Origin of the sequence: Rhizobacter sp. (assembly GCF_031412495.1) — a bacterium.
GTDB lineage: Bacteria > Pseudomonadota > Gammaproteobacteria > Burkholderiales > Burkholderiaceae_C > Schlegelella_A.
Genome location: NZ_JANODC010000296.1, coordinates 1 through 15,806 on the forward strand (window position 1 = coordinate 1; position 15,806 = coordinate 15,806).

The 15,806-nt window shown below is 70.0% G+C and carries 14 protein-coding genes and 2 pseudogenes; 12 read left to right on the forward strand and 4 right to left on the reverse strand.

Translation table 11 applies throughout. The features are described from left to right. Nucleotides 1–240: 240 nt before the first annotated feature. From motA to flhD, 3 genes are all read right to left on the reverse strand, one after another. Nucleotides 241–1,104 (reverse strand): flagellar motor stator protein MotA, encoded by an 864-nt coding sequence (gene motA, locus AC30N0_RS11010; RefSeq protein ID WP_489517958.1) that lies wholly within the window; start codon nt 1,102–1,104, stop codon nt 241–243. A 258-nt stretch (nt 1,105–1,362) separates the two neighbouring features. Beyond that, entirely contained in the window at nt 1,363–1,899 is a 537-nt protein-coding gene (gene flhC, locus AC30N0_RS11015) for a flagellar transcriptional regulator FlhC (protein ID WP_489517959.1), read from the reverse strand. A 1-nt stretch (nt 1,900) separates the two neighbouring features. After that, nucleotides 1,901–2,224, reverse strand: coding sequence for a flagellar transcriptional regulator FlhD (flhD, locus tag AC30N0_RS11020; protein WP_489517960.1), 324 nt, complete (start codon nt 2,222–2,224; stop codon nt 1,901–1,903). Nucleotides 2,225–2,682: 458 nt separating this feature from the next. Here flhD and AC30N0_RS11025 point away from each other — a divergent pair. The 6 genes and pseudogenes from AC30N0_RS11025 (at nt 2,683) to AC30N0_RS11050 (ending at nt 9,096) form a co-directional block, all read left to right on the forward strand. Then, nucleotides 2,683–4,094, forward strand: a pseudogene (locus AC30N0_RS11025) (flagellin N-terminal helical domain-containing protein). A 208-nt stretch (nt 4,095–4,302) separates the two neighbouring features. Then, nucleotides 4,303–5,733, forward strand: coding sequence for a flagellin N-terminal helical domain-containing protein (locus AC30N0_RS11030; protein WP_489517961.1), 1,431 nt, complete (start codon nt 4,303–4,305; stop codon nt 5,731–5,733). A 129-nt stretch (nt 5,734–5,862) separates the two neighbouring features. Beyond that, complete coding sequence (gene fliD / locus AC30N0_RS11035; protein WP_489517962.1) at nt 5,863–7,341, forward strand: flagellar filament capping protein FliD; 1,479 nt, start codon at nt 5,863–5,865, stop codon at nt 7,339–7,341. A gap of 149 nt (nt 7,342–7,490) precedes the next feature. Next, a complete protein-coding gene (gene fliS / locus AC30N0_RS11040; protein WP_489517963.1) occupies nt 7,491–7,937 on the forward strand; it encodes a flagellar export chaperone FliS in 447 nt (148 codons plus the stop codon). 38 nt (nt 7,938–7,975) lie between these two features. Then, on the forward strand, nt 7,976–8,275 hold the full coding sequence (locus AC30N0_RS11045) for a flagellar protein FliT (RefSeq protein WP_489517964.1): 300 nt from the start codon (nt 7,976–7,978) through the stop codon (nt 8,273–8,275). A gap of 62 nt (nt 8,276–8,337) precedes the next feature. Further along, nucleotides 8,338–9,096, forward strand: coding sequence for a flagellar regulator YcgR PilZN domain-containing protein (locus tag AC30N0_RS11050; protein WP_489517965.1), 759 nt, complete (start codon nt 8,338–8,340; stop codon nt 9,094–9,096). 83 nt (nt 9,097–9,179) lie between these two features. On the opposite strand, the gene fliE is transcribed toward AC30N0_RS11050, so the two are convergent. Further along, complete coding sequence (gene fliE, locus AC30N0_RS11055) at nt 9,180–9,518, reverse strand: flagellar hook-basal body complex protein FliE (RefSeq protein ID WP_489517966.1); 339 nt, start codon at nt 9,516–9,518, stop codon at nt 9,180–9,182. A 158-nt stretch (nt 9,519–9,676) separates the two neighbouring features. Between fliE and fliF the strand changes: the two genes are divergently transcribed. From fliF to AC30N0_RS11085, 6 genes and pseudogenes are all read left to right on the forward strand, one after another. Then, the gene (fliF, locus tag AC30N0_RS11060; RefSeq protein WP_489517967.1) at nt 9,677–11,359 is read left to right on the forward strand and encodes a flagellar basal-body MS-ring/collar protein FliF; all 1,683 of its coding nucleotides are present in this window, start codon (nt 9,677–9,679) and stop codon (nt 11,357–11,359) included. Between the two features lie 38 nt (nt 11,360–11,397). Next, nucleotides 11,398–12,393 (forward strand): flagellar motor switch protein FliG, encoded by a 996-nt coding sequence (fliG, locus tag AC30N0_RS11065; RefSeq protein WP_489517970.1) that lies wholly within the window; start codon nt 11,398–11,400, stop codon nt 12,391–12,393. Then, on the forward strand, nt 12,380–13,135 hold the full coding sequence (locus tag AC30N0_RS11070) for a FliH/SctL family protein (RefSeq protein ID WP_489517968.1): 756 nt from the start codon (nt 12,380–12,382) through the stop codon (nt 13,133–13,135). The genes fliG and AC30N0_RS11070 overlap by 14 nt, the downstream gene beginning before the upstream one ends. A 5-nt stretch (nt 13,136–13,140) precedes the next feature. Next, a complete protein-coding gene (gene fliI, locus AC30N0_RS11075; RefSeq protein WP_489517971.1) occupies nt 13,141–14,598 on the forward strand; it encodes a flagellar protein export ATPase FliI in 1,458 nt (485 codons plus the stop codon). A gap of 42 nt (nt 14,599–14,640) precedes the next feature. Continuing rightward, nucleotides 14,641–15,114, forward strand: coding sequence for a flagellar export protein FliJ (locus tag AC30N0_RS11080; protein WP_489517969.1), 474 nt, complete (start codon nt 14,641–14,643; stop codon nt 15,112–15,114). 10 nt (nt 15,115–15,124) lie between these two features. After that, a pseudogene (locus tag AC30N0_RS11085) lies at nt 15,125–15,806 on the forward strand (hypothetical protein); the annotation flags it as partial.

A 15,806-nucleotide genomic window follows, 5' to 3' on the forward strand; every position in this document is an offset into this window, starting at 1 on the left:
CCGCCGTCACGATCCTGCAACGGCGGAGGCGCGCGCGAGCTCGTTCGCGCGTCCCACCCCGGGCGCGGGGGGCGGGCGGCCGATGCCCGAAAGTAACGGAGGTGGTTCCGGGCCGACAGGTCCGGAACCGGGGGACATGAGCGGAGGGGAGTGCCCCGCCGGCTCGATCCCGCGGCAACCCGACTCGCACGCGCAAGAACCACGTACCGCCGACTCGCGCGGACCGATCGGGAGCCGGCGTCAAGCCTTCTTCCCCTTCACGTGTCCCTCGAGCTCGGCAAAGGTCGGCCGGTCCTTCGAGTACAGGACCTTGCGTCCGAACTCGACCGCGACCTGCGGCGCGTAGCCCTGCATGCTGGCGAGCAGGGTCGTCTTGATGCACTGCAGCTCCTTCGAGCTTTCGTCGACCTTCTGCTCGATCAGGCCGCCGAGCGGCTCGACGACGGCGTAGGCGAGCAGGATGCCGAGGAAGGTGCCGACCAGGGCGGCGCCGATCATGCCGCCGAGGATCGCCGGCGGCTGGCCGACCGAGCCCATGGTGTTCACGACGCCGAGCACCGCGGCGATGATCCCGAAGGCCGGCAGGGCGCCGGCCAGGCGCGCGAGCGCATTGACGGGGCCGTGCGCCTCGGTGTGGTGGGTCTCGATCTCGCTGTCCATCAGGCTCTCGATCTCGTGCGCGTTCAGGTTGCCCGAGACCATCATGCGCAGGTAGTCGGTGATGAACTCGACCACGTGGTGGTCGGAGCCGACGACGGCGTACTTCTGGAACAGCGCCGAGCCGGCCGGGTCCTCGACGTCGTTCTCGATGGCCATCAGGCCTTCCTTGCGCGCTTTCTGGAGGATGTCGTAGAGCAGCGCCATCAGCTCCATGTAGCGCGCCTTCGAGTACTTCGAGCCCTTCAGCACACCGGGAAGCGCGGCCAGGGTGGCCTTCAGCACCTTCGGCTGGTTGTTGACGGCGAAGGCGCCGAGCGAGCCGCCGAGGATGGCCATCAGCTCGGTGGGCAGCGCGTGCAGGATGACGCCGATGTTGCCGCCATGGATGATGTAGGCGCCGAAGATGCACCCCATCGCAACGCCGTAACCGATCAGAACGACCATGTTCTTCGAGATTCCCTGCCGGCCCATCGCCGATGCGCCGGGACGTGCCGTTATCGGCGAAGCCCGATGCCCACTTGAGTGTCCCCTCGGAGGGGCCCGGGTGATCGGCGCAACTGGCGGGCAATCACCCCGGAAAAAAAGAAACGGGTCCCGAAGGACCCGCTTTCAAAGCACGGTTCGTGCTGGAGGAGACAAGCAAGAAACAGAGAGTCCGTTGTATCGGCCGCCGCCGGCCGGACTTGAGACCGTTCGTCCCGGTCAGTGCATGTGGATGCCGCCGACGGCCTTGCCCTTGCCGGCGCGGGCCGGGGGGCTGCACAGGCCGCAGGTGTAGTGGCGGGCGATCTCGTGCGGGTGGGTCACGAACTGGCCGCCGCATTTCGAGCACCTGGTCATCGTCAGCATGCCGTTGTCGACGAACTTGACGAGGCGCCAGGCGCGGGTCACGGAGAGCAGGGCCTCGAGGCCCTGCGCCGTGGTCTGCTCCTGGTAGAGCTGGTAGGCCTTGATGACGGCGTCGATCTCGTCCATCTCGGTCACCTTGTTCAGGTACTCGTGGATGTTGAGGAAGAGCGAGGCGTGGATGTTCGGCTGCCAGGTCATGAACCAGTCGGTCGAGAACGGCAGCTGGCCCTTGCTGGGCGACTTCCCGGCGACTTCCTTGTAGAGCCGCAGCAGCCGCTCGTACGAGAGGTCGGTCTCCGACTCGAGGACCTGCAGGCGGGCGCCGAGCTGGATCAGCGCCACGGCGCGGCCGATCTGCTTGGCCTCCGTGAGGATCGACTTGGAACGCATGTCAGGCCGCCTCTTGGTGACGGCCGGCCAGCAGGATCGAGGCGTGCAGGCGGGAGGTGCTGTCGTTGGCGGCGCTCTTGCCGTGGTTGGTCAGCAGGCCCCAGACCAGGTCGTCGTCCATGCGGAAGCGGCACAGCAGCGTGTTGCCCGAGGCGATCTTCATCATCTGCGCCGGGGTCAGCAGGCCGATCAGGGCCGCGCTCTCCTCGCTGATGCCAAGCCGGTAGAGGGCCTGCTCGCGGTCGGTCCGGATCAGGCTCTGCGCGAGCATCAGGTAGGAGAGATTGGCTTCGCGAATCTCGGTGAGGATCTGGTCGGCATTCATTCAGGGGGCTCCGTTTCTGACTTGTGTAGCAAGGGACATGGCCTTGCGATGGAGCGAATTCTGAAGACACGAGAAGGCCGGGACCATCAGGTCATCTCGGTCGCTGAAGTCCAGCTTCCTCCATGAGCCGTGTCAGGGAAGTTCCTACAGGTGCCCGTCGCTGCCCGGTGGCTGGAAGTTTCTGCGGCGCCTGCCTCAAGTTCGGGAAATGGCGGCCCGATAACCCAGCCAACGGCGAGGAGCGATCCGCGCCGGGGTCCGGAGTCAGAAGCCGAATGTTTCGCCCGAGGCGCAAGCCGGAGGAGAGATCCGAGGAAGACGAACGCCGGGCGCAGCAGGCCGGTGGTCACACCGCCGGCTGCTCGAAGCGGGCGAGCCGACGCAAGAAGGCGAATCCGCTCTAGCAATGACGGCGCTTGTGCCGAAAGTCTCATCAACAGATCAGGAGCTTTTTCACCATGGCTATGACCATCAACACGAACCTGGCTTCGCTCACCGCGCAGCGCAATTCGAGCCGAACCGAAACCGACCTGTCGACGGCGATTGCTCGCCTGTCGTCGGGCCTTCGCATCAACAGCGCCAAGGACGACGCCGCGGGCCTCGCGATCGCCGAGCGCTTCACGGCGCAGATTCGAGGCCTCAGCCAGGCAGCCCGCAACGCCAACGACGGCATCTCGCTGGCGCAGACGGCCGAAGGCGCCCTCGCCTCGGTCACGAACAACCTGCAGCGCATCCGCGAACTGGCGGTTCAGTCGGCCAATGCGACAAACTCGTCGGCCGACCGCGCGTCGCTGCAGCTCGAAGTGGCGCAGCTCGTTGCTGAAATCGACCGGGTCGCGACGCAGACCTCGTTCAACGGCACCAACCTCTCGACGGCAGCTTCACCGCCAAGGCGTTCCAGGTCGGCGCGAACGCCGGGCAGACCATCACGGTGGCATCCATCGCCAGCGCCCGCGCAAGCGCCCTCGGCCAGTACCAGGGCTACAACCTGACGAACCAGTCGATCGGCACAGCCAGCGACACGACCGCCGCCACGACGGTGACGATCGGCGGCGTCGCCACCTCGCTCGGCACGATCGCCACCGACGCGAAGGCCATCGCCAACGCGATCGGCGCGTCCGGCCTGGCGGGCTTCACGGCCACGGCGAATGCCACGGCCAAGGCGGCCGGTACCCAGGCGCTGACCGGCTCGGCCTCCGGCACCGCGATCATTACCGTCAACGGTCTGGCGATCAACGTGAACAACGTCGTCGGCAACGCTGCGACGAACCGGGCCAACGCAGTTGCCGCGCTGAACGCGCAATCGAGCGCCACGGGCGTGGTGGCCACCGACACCGGTGCCGGCGTCAGCCTGGCTGCTGCCGACGGCCGGAACATCACGCTGGCCTTCGGCGCGGGCACTGCGACAGCAGCCACCATCGCCGACTTCGGCATCGGCCCGGTCGGCACGGTGGGTGCGACGCTGAACCTGAACTACACCGCTCCGTCGGGTGTCACGGGCAGCGTCGTGTTCGCGGGTGCGTTCGCCAACACGACGGCGGTCGCTGCCACCGGCACCTCGGTGTCCGGCCTGAGCGTCTCGGACGTGGCAGGCGCCAACTCGGCGCTGGCTTCGGTGGATGCCGCCCTGGCGACGATCAACTCCAGCCGCGCCTCGCTGGGTGCGATCCAGAACCGCTTCTCGTCGACGATCGAGAACCTGCAGACGACGACCGAGAACCTCTCGGCCTCGCGCAGCCGCATCCAGGACGCCGACTTCGCCCAGGAAACGGCGAACCTGTCGCGTGCCCAGGTGCTGCAGCAGGCCGGGACGGCCATGGTGGCGCAAGCCAACCAGCTTCCGCAGCAGGTCCTGACGCTCCTGCGCTGAGCCCAGTCGCAGCGGCGCGCCGGATGGCGCGTCGCAGTTTCGGCCACGAGGGCCGGATCCGGTGCGCCGGGTCCGGCCCTTTCTCCTTCCCGAATCGAAGTAGGCGGCGATCGCGCCGCTTTTCGGGTTCTCGGCGGTCGCCAGGCCCTTTCAGAATCTCGGCACACGGTCCCTCCTCGCGGACCCGGCAGCTTACGGAGAGACGCTCATGGCCCAGACGATCAACACCAACATCTCGTCGCTGACCGCGCAACGCAACGCCAACCGCTCGCAGAACGACCTCTCGACGGCCATCCAGCGACTCTCGTCCGGACTGCGCATCAACAGCGCCAAGGACGACGCCGCAGGGCTGGCGATCTCGGACCGCATGACGGCGCAGATCCGGGGCATCAACCAGGCGGCGCGCAACGCCAACGACGGCATCTCGCTGGCGCAGGTCGCCGAAGGAGCGCTCGGCTCGGTGACCGGCAGCCTGCAGCGCATCCGCGAGCTGGCGGTGCAGTCGGCGAACGCCACGAACAGCGCCTCCGATCGCCTGGCCCTGCAGCAGGAAGTCGCCCAGCTTACGACCGAGATCGACCGGGTCGCGACGCAGACCCAGTTCAACGGCCTGAACCTGCTCGACGGCAGCTTCACGGCGCAGCAGTTTCAGGTCGGGGCCAATGCCGGCCAGACCATCTCGGTGACCTCGATCGCCAGCGCCCGCGCCAGCGCGCTCGGCGTCTACCAGGGATTCAACCTGACCAGCCAGTCGATCGGCGCTGCGAACAACTCGCCGCAGGCGCTGACGGTCAACATCGGCGGGGCCGGCGCGGTCTCGCTCGGCAGCGTTGCCGTCGATGCCAAGGCCCAGGCCGCAGCCATCAACAACGGCAACATCTCCGGACTCGTCGCCACGGCCAACGCGACCAGCGTCGCCGCCGGCACATCGACGGCCGCGGCCACGGCCGCCGGCACCGCGACGTATACCGTCAACGGCGTCGCGATCTCGATCAGCGGCGCCGACGGCGCCGGTGCGCTGTCGAGCAACCGGGCCAATGCCGTCGCCGCCATCAACGCCCAGTCGGCCGCCACCGGCGTGGTCGCCACCGACACCGGCTCGGGCGTCAGCCTGAGCGCCGCCGATGGCCGCAACATCGCCCTGACCTACGCCGCTGGCAGCTTCACCGGCTCGGCCGCCGCCGACTTCGGCTTGTCCGCGACCGCCCTCACCGGCGGCACATTGAACCTCAGCTACTCCGCGCCGAGCGGCGTCTCCGGCAGCGTCGCCTTTGCCCAGACCGGCGGCCTCAACACCTCGACGGCGATCGCAAGCACCGGCACCGCCGTGAGCGCCATGAACATCTCCAGCGTGAGCGGCGCCAATGCAGCCCTCAGCGCAGTCGATGCCGCCCTGCAAACCATCAACGGCAGCCGGGCTGCGCTCGGGGCGGTCCAGAACCGCTTCTCGTCGACGATCGAGAACCTGCAAACAGCGGGCGAGAACCTGTCGGCCTCGCGCAGCCGGATCCAGGACGCGGACTTCGCGGCCGAGACCGCCGCGCTCTCGCGGGCCCAGGTGCTGCAGCAGGCCGGCACGGCCATGATCGCCCAGGCCAACCAGTTGCCGCAGCAGGTGCTGCAGCTTCTGAAGGGCTGACCGGCGCCGGCTCGGTTTAGCGCACGATCCGCGTCGATCGTGGCGGGGTACTCAAGCTCGGCTGCGACCGGCCGATAACAACGTCGAAGACCCGCGAACGAGCCCGATGCCGAACGACCCTCCGCCAGCATGGCCGGCCTGACCTCCGCCGTCGGCACGATCTCGTCAGCCGGCATCGGCAGCGGGCTCGACGTCAACAACATCGTCACGCAGCTGATGGCGGTGGAGCGGCAACCGCTTCAGCGCCTGCAGGCCACCGCGACGACGCTGCAGACGCAGCTCTCCGCCTTCGGGCAGATGCAGTCGTTGGTCTCCGGCCTGCAGGACGCGGCCAAGCCGCTGTTCGCAGCTGATTCGTACAAGCTCAGCAACGCCAGCTCGACGGACCCGGGCAGCGTCAGCGCCGGCACCACGACCAAGGCAGTGCCCGGGATCTACGCCGTGTCGGTGAGTTCGCTGTCGGCGGCGCAATCGATCGTCAGCCCGGCCGGCCAGTACGCCGACGCGGGTGCGGTCGTCGGCACCGGCAGCCTCACGGTCCGCCTGGGCAGCTGGAACGCGGATTCGACTGTCTTCACGGCCAAGACCGGATCGGCGGACATCACGATCCCGATCGATGCCTCGGAACACACGCTCGCCGGCATTCGAGACAAGATCAACGCCGCCAATGCCGGCATCAGCGCCACCGTCGTCACCGACGCGAGCGGCTCGCGGCTGGCCCTGCAGTCGACCGAGACCGGATCGGTGAACGGCTTTCGCGTCATCGTCACCGACGACGATCTGGGCAACGGCGACGCGGCCGGGCTCTCGAGGCTGGCGTACGACCCGGCCAGCGCCGTCGCCCAGATGACCCGCGCCCAGCCCGCCGCGGACACCCGCGCCAGCATCAACGGCATCGCCGTCACCTCGAGCAGCAACACGCTCGACAGCGTCATCGAAGGCATGACCTTCAACCTGAGCAAGGTCACGACGCAACCGGTGATCGTCAACGTCTCCCGCAACACGGACGCGATCAAGACCTTGGTCACGGGCTTCGTGGCGGCGTACAACGCGCTCAACACCTTCCTGTCATCGGCAACCCGGTACGACGCCGCGACCAAGCAGGCCGCGCTGCTGCAAGGCGACGGCACGACGACGGGCATCCACAACCAGCTGCGCTCGATGGTCTCGCCGGCCAGCCCGGCATCCTCGGTCTTCCAGACGCTGAGCTCGATCGGCGTGCAGCTGCAGAAGGACGGCGCCCTCAAGCTCGACGAAGCCGCCTTCGGCAAGGCCGTCGCCAACCTGCCGGAGCTGACAAAGGCACTCTCGAGCGTCGACAACGCCAATCCCACGAACCATGGCTTCGGCAAGCGCTTCTTCGCGTGGGCCGAGCGCCTTCTGGCGAGCACCGGATCGATGCCCGGCAAGACCAAGTCGATCCAGGCCCGCATCGCATCGAACCAGAAGGACCAGGAGAGGCTGGGTGATCGGCTCGAGATGATCGAGCGGCGCATGCGCGCCCAGTACTCGGCCCTCGACACGACGATGGCCAAGGCGAACGCGCTGTCGAAGTACGTGCAGCAGCAGTTCTATACGAAGTCGATCTACGACAACGGCCGGGACTAGGGCACCGCGCCTGCGACGGCCGGCCCCGGCTGGCCGCGTCGGCCCGGCCGGCCGGTACCCCGGAAGTAGACCCTGCGAGGCAGGCATACCAGTGTTAAGAATCGGCATCCCCCGTCGATAAAGAGGGCAGACGCAGGAGCGACACGACGATGTTCAGCACCACACCCCAGCCAGGCACGCGCACGCCGGCAGCCACGATGTATCGCAGCGTGAACGCGGTGACGGCGCTCGAGGGCGCCAGCCCGCACAAGCTGGTCGACATGCTGTACCAGGCGATCGCTGGCGAGATCGCTGCGGCGCGCGGCGCTCTCGTTCGCAAGGACATCGCCGAGAAGGGCCGTGCCATCGGCCACGCCGTCCGCATCGTCGAGGAAGGCCTGCTCGCCCCGCTGGACCTCGCCCGCGGCGGCCCGCTCGCTGCCAACCTCAAGGACCTCTACGAATACATCGTCTATCGGCTGACCCTCGGCAATCTCCATTCGGACGACGCGACGCTGGCCGAATGCGGCGGCCTCGTCGATACGCTACGAGCCTCCTGGCAAGCCATCGCCTCTCAGGTGGCGCCGCCCGCCGAAACGGCCCGGGCGGCCGCATGAGCACGTCGAGAGCGAACTTCCGACCGGAACCCACGACCATGAATTCCGTGCTGCTGAACTACTACGAAGCCATCGAGAAGGCGAGCCAGGAGATGCTGGACGCCGCGCGGGCCGGCAACTGGGACCAGGTGGTCAAGCTCGAGGGCGCGTGCGCCATGCTGATCGCCCAGCTCAAGAACACCGCCGCCGACAAGCCCCTGCCCGCCGACGAGGCCCAGCTGAAGTCGCGCATCATGCAGCGCATCCTGGTCAACGACGCGGAGATCCGCCAGCTCGCCGAGCCCTGGCTTGAGGACCTCGACGACATCCTGGCCGGGCGCCCCAAGACGCTGCACTGAGGCTGGCCGTGTCGTTTTTTTCCCGCTTCAAGAACCCTGCGCGGCCCAATCAAGGAGACGCGATGGAAACCAGACCCGCACCCCTGGACAACATGTCCGCCGACGAGGACGGCATCGAGCAGTTCCGCGTCACCTCGCCGCGCGAGATCGGCACCATCCTCAAGCAGCTGCTCGATGGCTCGACCCTGCTCAACCTCCATGCCGTGAGCGGCATGGTGGTGACGAGCGCGATCTGGACGATCGACAGCGCCCGCGGCACGATCGGGTTCAACGCCGACCCGCGCGATCCCGGCGTGCAGGCGCTGATGGAGTCGCACGAGGTGGTCGTCGTCGGCTACGTCGACAACGTCAAGCTGCAGTTCGAGGTCAACGGGCTGATGCTGGTGCACGGGCACCGCGCCAGCGTCCTGAACTGCGCCTTTCCGCGCGAGCTGTACCGTTTCCAGCGCCGCAACGCGTTCCGGATCCGGCCCCTGATGCGAACCTCGCCGGTGGCCCGGCTTCGCCATCCCGACATGCCCGAGATGGAGTTCGCCCTGCGCATCATCGACGTCAGCATGGGGGGCGCGGCCCTCTTCCTGCCCAACGACGTGCCGCTGATGAACGCCGGCAGCGTGATCAAGGACGTGCGCCTCGAGTTCGACGACGACACCCAGCTCGAGGTCTCGCTGCGCCTGATGCACGTGACCCCGATCAAGGCCGAGACCGGCGGCGTCCGCCTCGGCTTCGAGTTCCTCCGGATGGGCGGCGACGCCGTGCGCAACCTGCAGCGCTTCATCGACCTCACGCAGAAGCGCGCAAAGATGATGGCCCTCAACTAGGCGAAACCGGACGCTGGCGTCCGGTTTCGCCGCGCTCGATCGAGCGAGCAGCCGCTGCGCGGCCGTCGCTCGTCTCGCGCACCCTAGACCTGCATGCCCATGATGTCCGAGTAGGCCTGCACGAGCCGGTTGCGGACCTGCAGCGTCGCCTGGAAGCCGATCTGCGCCTTCTGCATCGCGACCATCGTCTGCTCGAGGCTCACGGTCGGGTTGTCGAGCGTCACTTCGCGCTGCAGGCGCGATGACTCCATCTGGGCCTTGCTGACGGCGCCGAGGGCCTGGCCGAGGGCCTTCTCGAAGCTGGGCGGGGCGATGCCGGCACCGGGAGCGGTGCTGCCCTTGGCGAGCGGCACGCCGTCGATGCCGAGGCCGGCGCGGGCAACGGCCTGCGCGAAGTCGAAGGGCTTCAGGGTGACGTTCATGGGCCAAGGCTCCTGGGAAGGGATCCTAGGTGCGCGGGCCGCTGCGGGTGGTGCGAACTGAGGCGCCAATGCCGCCCTGTTTCAGGCATCCGCGGTGGGGCCGTTTCGAATAATGAGCCCAGACCGGCAGGCCCCACGCCGCCGTGTCCCGAGGACCCATGGACAACGCCGTCGCCGTCAATCCCAGCAACACCCCCGCCACGTTGGCCGGTCGGCTCCAGGCGATGCCGGCCCGAAGCAAGGTCAGCGCCCTGATCGGCGTGCTGGCGCTCGCCGGCGTCGTCTACGCGATGACCGCCTGGAGCGGCAAGGGCGACTACAAGGTGCTCTACGCCAACCTGTCCGACAAGGACGGCGGCGCCGTCATCGCCCAGCTGGCGCAGATGAACGTACCCTACCGCATGGCCGAGGGCGGCCAGGCGATCCTGGTGCCGGGCGGACAGGTGCACGACCTGCGTCTGAAGATGGCGACGGCCGGCCTGCCGAAGGGCGCCGTGTCCGGCTTCGAGCTGATGGACGCCGCCCGCTTCGGGCAGACCCAGTTCCAGGAGCGCCTCACCTTCCAGCGCGGCCTCGAGGGCGAGCTGACGCGATCGATCGGCTCGCTCGCCGCGGTGCGCTCGGCACGCGTGCACCTCGCGCTGCCGAACCAGAACGGGTTCTTCCGCGAGCAGCAGAAGCCGAGCGCCTCGGTGCTGCTCGCGCTGCACCCGGGTCGCACGCTCGACCGCGACCAGCTGGCCGGCATCGTCCACCTCGTGTCCTCGAGCGTGCCCGAGCTGAGCCCGAAGGCGGTCAGCGTGCTCGACCAGAGCGGCGCCCTGCTGACCGGCGGCGCCGAGGGCAGCAAGGCGGCCGGCCTCGACGCGCAGCAGCTGCAGTACGTGAACCAGGTCGAGTCCGGCTACACCAAGCGCATCCTCGAGCTGCTGCAGCCCGTCGTCGGCGCCGACAACCTGCGCGCCACCGTCACCGCCGACATCGACTTCTCGCTCACCGAAGCGACGTCGGAGGAGTTCAAGCCGAACCAGGGTCCGGACGCGAGCGTCTCGATCCGCAGCCAGCAGACCAGCGAACACGGCGCCGGCGGCAACCCCACGCTCGCCAGCGGCGTTCCCGGCGCGGCCTCGAACCAGCCCCCGATCGCGGCGACGGCGCCGCTCACCGGCGCCTCGCAGCCGCTCCTCGGCGCCCCCGGCGCCCCCGCCGGCAGCGGCCCCAGCGGCCGGCGCGAGGCGGTCACGAACTACGAGGTCGACAAGACGGTCCGCGTCACCCGCAACGCGAGCGGCAACGTCAAGCGGCTCAACGCGGCCGTCGTTGTCAACCACCGCAGCGTCGTCGACGCCAAGGGCAAGTCGACCCAGGTGCCGCTCAGCGCCGACGAGATCGAGAAGATCACCGCCCTCGTCCGCGAGACGATCGGCTTCAGCAAGGAGCGCGGCGACTCGGTCAAGGTGATCAACGCGCCGTTCAAGGTCGAGCCGGTGACCCAGGTCGAGGTTCCGCTCTGGAAGAACCCGGAGCTGATCGACCTGCTGCGCGTCCTGGCCGCGCCGCTGGGGCTCGGTCTGGTCGCCCTGCTCGTCTTCTTCGGCCTGGTGCGGCCGGTGGTCAAGACCGCCTTCGCGCCGCGCCTGCCGCCGCCGGCGCGGGCCGGCACCCGCCTCGACGCCGTTGTCGACGACGAGCAGACGCTGTCCGGCATGCCGGCCCTCGCCGGCCCGGCCTACGTGCAGCAGCTCGAAGGCGCGAAGACGCTGGCCAAGGACAACCCGGCGGCCGTCGCCGGCATCGTCCGCGGCTGGGTCAACGGCGACGCCGCCCAGGCGACGCGCTAGCCCCGCCCGACGGAACAACGGAAAGCAATCGCATGGCCATGGACGAAGCCGGGCTGGAGGATTCCGCGATCCTCCTCATGTCGCTCGGCGAGGAAGAGGCGGCGCAGGTCTTCCGGCACCTTTCGCCGCGCGAGGTGCAGAGCCTCGGCGAGACGATCGCGCGCATGAACTCGGTGCCGAAGGAGCGCCTCGACAGCGTCCTGCAAAAATTCTCGACCATCGTCTCCGGGCGCAGCGCCCTCGTCGCCGACACCGGCAAGTACGTGCGCAACGTGCTGAGGAAGGCGCTCGACGAGGACAAGGCCAACCTCCTCATCGACCGCATCCTGCAGAACAGCGACGTGACCGGGATCGAGGGCCTGAAGTGGATGGACGCGGCCTCGATCGGCGAGATGCTGCGCCACGAGCACCCGCAGATCGTCGCCGCCGTGCTCGTCCACCTCGACTGCGACCAGGCGTCGTCCGTCCTCAGGACCTTCGCCGAACGTCAGCGCAACGAGGTCCTGGTGCGCATTGCCACGCTCGACGGCATCCAGCCCTCGGCGCTGAAGGACCTCAACGAGGTGATGAGCAAGCTGATCGCCGGCGGCGAGCAGTCGCGCATGGCGCCGATGGGCGGCGTCAAGGCGGCGGCGCAGATGCTCAACCTGCTCGGCACCTCGATCGAGACCTCCGCCCTCGACTACATCCGCGAGGCCGACAACGACCTGGCCCAGCGCGTCCTCGACAACCTGTTCACCTTCGACGACCTCGACCGCATCGACGACCGCGGCATCCAGGCGCTGCTGAAGGAAGTGCAATCGGAGTCGCTCGTCATCGCGCTGAAGGGCGCCAAGCCCACGCTGCGCGAGAAGATCCTGAAGAACATGTCGACGCGCGCTGCCGAGACGCTGGCCGAGGAGCTCGACGCGCGCGGCCCGGTCCGCGTCGCCGAGGTCGAGGCCGAGCAGAAGGAGCTGCTGAAGATCGTGCGCCGGCTGGCCGAGGAAGGCCAGCTCGTGATCGGCGGCGGAAGCGGCGATGACTTCCTCTAAGCCGCGGCCGGTGCCGCCGGCCGACGGCCCGAAGCGCGACGTCTACGCCCGCTTCATCCCGCGCGAGGAGCTCAGCTCGTTCGCGGCCTGGGACCTCGGCGACGTCTCCTCCAGCGAGCCGGGCCCGAGCGCGCCCGGTGCGCGCCGCAGCGATGCGGACGCCGCGCCCGCCCATGCGGCGGCCCAGCTCGGCCGCGAGCTGCGCGCGGCCCGGCAGTCGGGCTACCAGGACGGCTACCGCGACGGCCTCGTCGCCCTCGAGGGTTTCAAGCAGAGCTTCGCGGCGCAAACCACCGCGCAGGTCGGCGCCCTCCTCGGCTCGATCGGGCGCCAGCTCGACGCCCTGCAGCAGGACATGGCCAGCGCCCTCGCCGCCGCGGCGACCTCGCTCGCGCGCCAGATCGTGCGCAGCGAGCTCGTCACCGAGCCCGGCAGCGTCGCCCGCGTCGCCGAGCAGGCGATCGAGGCGCTTCTGCTGAGTGCCCGCCACATCGTGCTCCGCGTCCACCCCGACGACCTGGCGCTGGTCGCGGCAGGCGCCGCCGAGCGGATCGCCGCTCGCGGCATCCGCGTCGTCGGCGACGCGCAGATCAGCCGCGGCGGCTGCCTGATCGAATCCGACATCGGCCTCGTCGACGCGACCATCGAGGAGCGCTGGCGCCGCGGAGCGGCCGGAGTCGGCAGCGCCGAGCCGTGGCAGGCCCCGCTCGCCGACGCGTCCGACGAACCTTCCCGCGCGTGAGCCCCGTGTCTCCCAACCCCGGCACCGTCGACGCCGCGCCGCACACCGAGCAGGCCGCCGTCGACGCCTGGCGCCGCTACCTGGCCGACCTGCGCTCCTTCGCCGCCGACCCGCTGCCGTTCGAGACGCAGGGCCGGCTCGTTCGCGTCACCGGGCTGGTGCTCGAGGCCGCCGGCATCCGCGTGCCGGTCGGCTCGGTCTGCGAGATCCGCCAGGACGGGCGCGGCGACGGCGCGCCGCCGGTGCTCGCCGAGGTCGTCGGCTTCTCCGGCGACCGCGCCTACCTCATGCCGACCGGCGACATCCAGGGCCTGTCGAGCGGGGCGCTGGTCGCACCACGCCGCACGCCCGTCGTGCCGATGAAGCTCTGGGCGCCCCGCCATCGCTGGCGCCGCACGATCGACCGCACGCTGCACCTGCCGGTCGGCGACGGCCTGCTCGGCCGAGTCGTCGACTCGCAGGGCCAGCCTATGGACAGGAAGGGCCCGCTGCGGCAAGTCCACGACGAGCCGGTGGCGCGCCGGCCGATCAACGCCATGGACCGCGACCCGGTGCGCACGCCGCTCGACACCGGCGTGCGCGCGATCAACGCCATGCTCACCGTCGGCCGCGGCCAGCGCATCGGCCTGTTCGCCGGCACCGGCGTCGGCAAGAGCGTGCTGCTCGGCATGATGGCGCGCTACACCGCCGCCGACGTGATCGTCGTCGGCCTGATCGGCGAGCGCGGCCGCGAAGTCAAGGAATTCATCGAGGACATCCTCGGCGAGGAAGGCATCCGCCGCGCCGTGGTCGTCGCCGCCCCGGCCGACGCGCCGCCGCTGGTGCGCATGCAGGGGGCCAACTACGCGACCGTGATCGCCGAGCACTTCCGCGACCGCGGCAAGAACGTCCTGCTGCTGATGGATTCGCTGACCCGCTACGCGATGGCGCAGCGCGAGATCGCGCTGGCGATCGGCGAGCCGCCGGCGACCAAGGGCTACCCGCCGAGCTGCTTCGCCAAGCTGCCGCAGCTCGTCGAGCGCAGCGGCAACGGGGTGGCGGGCGGCGGCTCGATCACCGCCTTCTACACCGTGCTCAGCGAGGGCGACGACCCGCAGGACCCGATCGCCGATGCGGCCCGCGGCATCCTCGACGGCCACATCGTCCTTTCACGCGAGCTGGCCGAGGCCGGCCACTACCCGGCCATCGACATCGAGCGCTCGGTCTCGCGCGTGATGACCAGCGTCGCCTCGGGCGAGCACCTGGAGGCGGCGCGCCGCTTTCGCCAGCTGCACGCGCGGCACCAGAAGGCGCGCGACCTGATCCAGCTCGGCGCCTACGCGCCGGGGCATGACGCCGAGCTCGACCTCGCCGTCCGCCTGCACGAGCCGATGGACCGGCTCCTGCAGCAGAACATGAACGAGCCGGCCCGCCTCGACGATAGCCTGGCCCTGCTGCAGGGCGTGCTCGCGGGCACGTCCTGACCCGCCCTTCCCCGAACGAACAACGACTGCGAAAGCGCTGCCATGAACGACGACCTCCAGCCCCTTCGCTTCCTGCTCGCCCAGGCCGAGCGCCAGCGCGACGAGGCACTCGCGGCGCAGATGAACGCCGAGGCGGCCGAGCGCGGTGCCGTCGACAAGGCCGAGCAGCTGCTCGTCTACCGGCGCGACTACGAGCAGCGCTGGAGCGCCGAGTTCTGCCGCGACGGCAAGATCGAGCTCGTCCGCTGCTACCAGGGCTTCATGGAACGGCTCTCGCAGGCCGTCGACCAGCAGGCGCGCATCGCCGCGCAGGCCGTCCTGCAGGCGGAGCGGGCGACCGCCGTCGTGCAGGGCCACGAGATGCGCACCGCCGCCCTGCGGAAGCTCATCGAGCGGCGCAGCGGCGAAAGCCTGCGCCTGGGCGAGCAGCGCGAGCAACGCCAGAGCGACGATCAGGCGGCCCGCGCCGCGTGGGCGCGCATGAACGCGGCCCCCCCGCCGGTGACGCGCCTGTGAGCCTGCGGGCATGAACACGGCCCCGATCCGCAGCACGGCGCCGCCTGCACCGCGAGCGCCGCTGGCGCCGGTCGCCCCGGTACAGGCGGCGCCGACGGCACCGGATCGCGTGCCGGCGCAGGGCGCGCCGGCCCAGCCCTTCGCCGACCTGCTGCGCCGACAGCGCGCCGAGGCACCGCCGCCGGCGCCGCAGCCGCGCACCGGCGGCGTGGGGAACGAAGGCAGCGCCGACAAGGCTGCCAACGACGGGCTCGTCGAGGCGAGCCCCGAGAAGTCGCTGTCTCCGGCCCGTGCCAAGGCCCGGCCCGCCGCGCCGGCCCGGAGCCCCGCCGCCATCGACCCGAGCCTGCGCGAAGGCGACGCCGTCGCCGAGACGAGGGCCGCGGAGGAGCGCGCGGCCGAGACGGGGAACGAGCGTGCGGCCCGGTCGCCCGAGCCGACGCAGCTTCGACCGCTGCCGATGCCGGCGGAGCCGATCGGGCGCCAGGCCAGCGGTGCCGCCGACCTGGCATCGGCCCGCGACGACGCCACGGCCGCCGCCGTCGACGATTCGGCAGCGAGCAGCGTGCGCCCGCTGTCGGCGAGCGGCCGGGGCGCCGCCGACGCGCGGCCGGCGCAGCGCGACGACCGAGGCCCCGCGTCCGCTGCGGACATCGCCGGCAGCGCCGGCGCAGCGCTCGCGCCGGCCGGGC

Bases quoted from the DNA above. Each gene is read 5' to 3' on its own strand.
- motA (WP_489517958.1), bottom strand. From the start codon at position 1,104: ATGGTCGTTCTGATCGGTTACGGCGTTGCGATGGGGTGCATCTTCGGC.
- flhC (WP_489517959.1), bottom strand. From the start codon at position 1,899: ATGCGTTCCAAGTCGATCCTCACGGAGGCCAAGCAGATCGGCCGCGCC.
- flhD (WP_489517960.1), bottom strand. From the start codon at position 2,224: ATGAATGCCGACCAGATCCTCACCGAGATTCGCGAAGCCAATCTCTCC.
- AC30N0_RS11030 (WP_489517961.1), top strand. From the start codon at position 4,303: ATGGCCCAGACGATCAACACCAACATCTCGTCGCTGACCGCGCAACGC.
- fliD (WP_489517962.1), top strand. From the start codon at position 5,863: ATGGCCGGCCTGACCTCCGCCGTCGGCACGATCTCGTCAGCCGGCATC.
- fliS (WP_489517963.1), top strand. From the start codon at position 7,491: ATGTTCAGCACCACACCCCAGCCAGGCACGCGCACGCCGGCAGCCACG.
- AC30N0_RS11045 (WP_489517964.1), top strand. From the start codon at position 7,976: ATGAATTCCGTGCTGCTGAACTACTACGAAGCCATCGAGAAGGCGAGC.
- AC30N0_RS11050 (WP_489517965.1), top strand. From the start codon at position 8,338: ATGGAAACCAGACCCGCACCCCTGGACAACATGTCCGCCGACGAGGAC.
- fliE (WP_489517966.1), bottom strand. From the start codon at position 9,518: ATGAACGTCACCCTGAAGCCCTTCGACTTCGCGCAGGCCGTTGCCCGC.
- fliF (WP_489517967.1), top strand. From the start codon at position 9,677: ATGGACAACGCCGTCGCCGTCAATCCCAGCAACACCCCCGCCACGTTG.
- fliG (WP_489517970.1), top strand. From the start codon at position 11,398: ATGGACGAAGCCGGGCTGGAGGATTCCGCGATCCTCCTCATGTCGCTC.
- AC30N0_RS11070 (WP_489517968.1), top strand. From the start codon at position 12,380: ATGACTTCCTCTAAGCCGCGGCCGGTGCCGCCGGCCGACGGCCCGAAG.
- AC30N0_RS11080 (WP_489517969.1), top strand. From the start codon at position 14,641: ATGAACGACGACCTCCAGCCCCTTCGCTTCCTGCTCGCCCAGGCCGAG.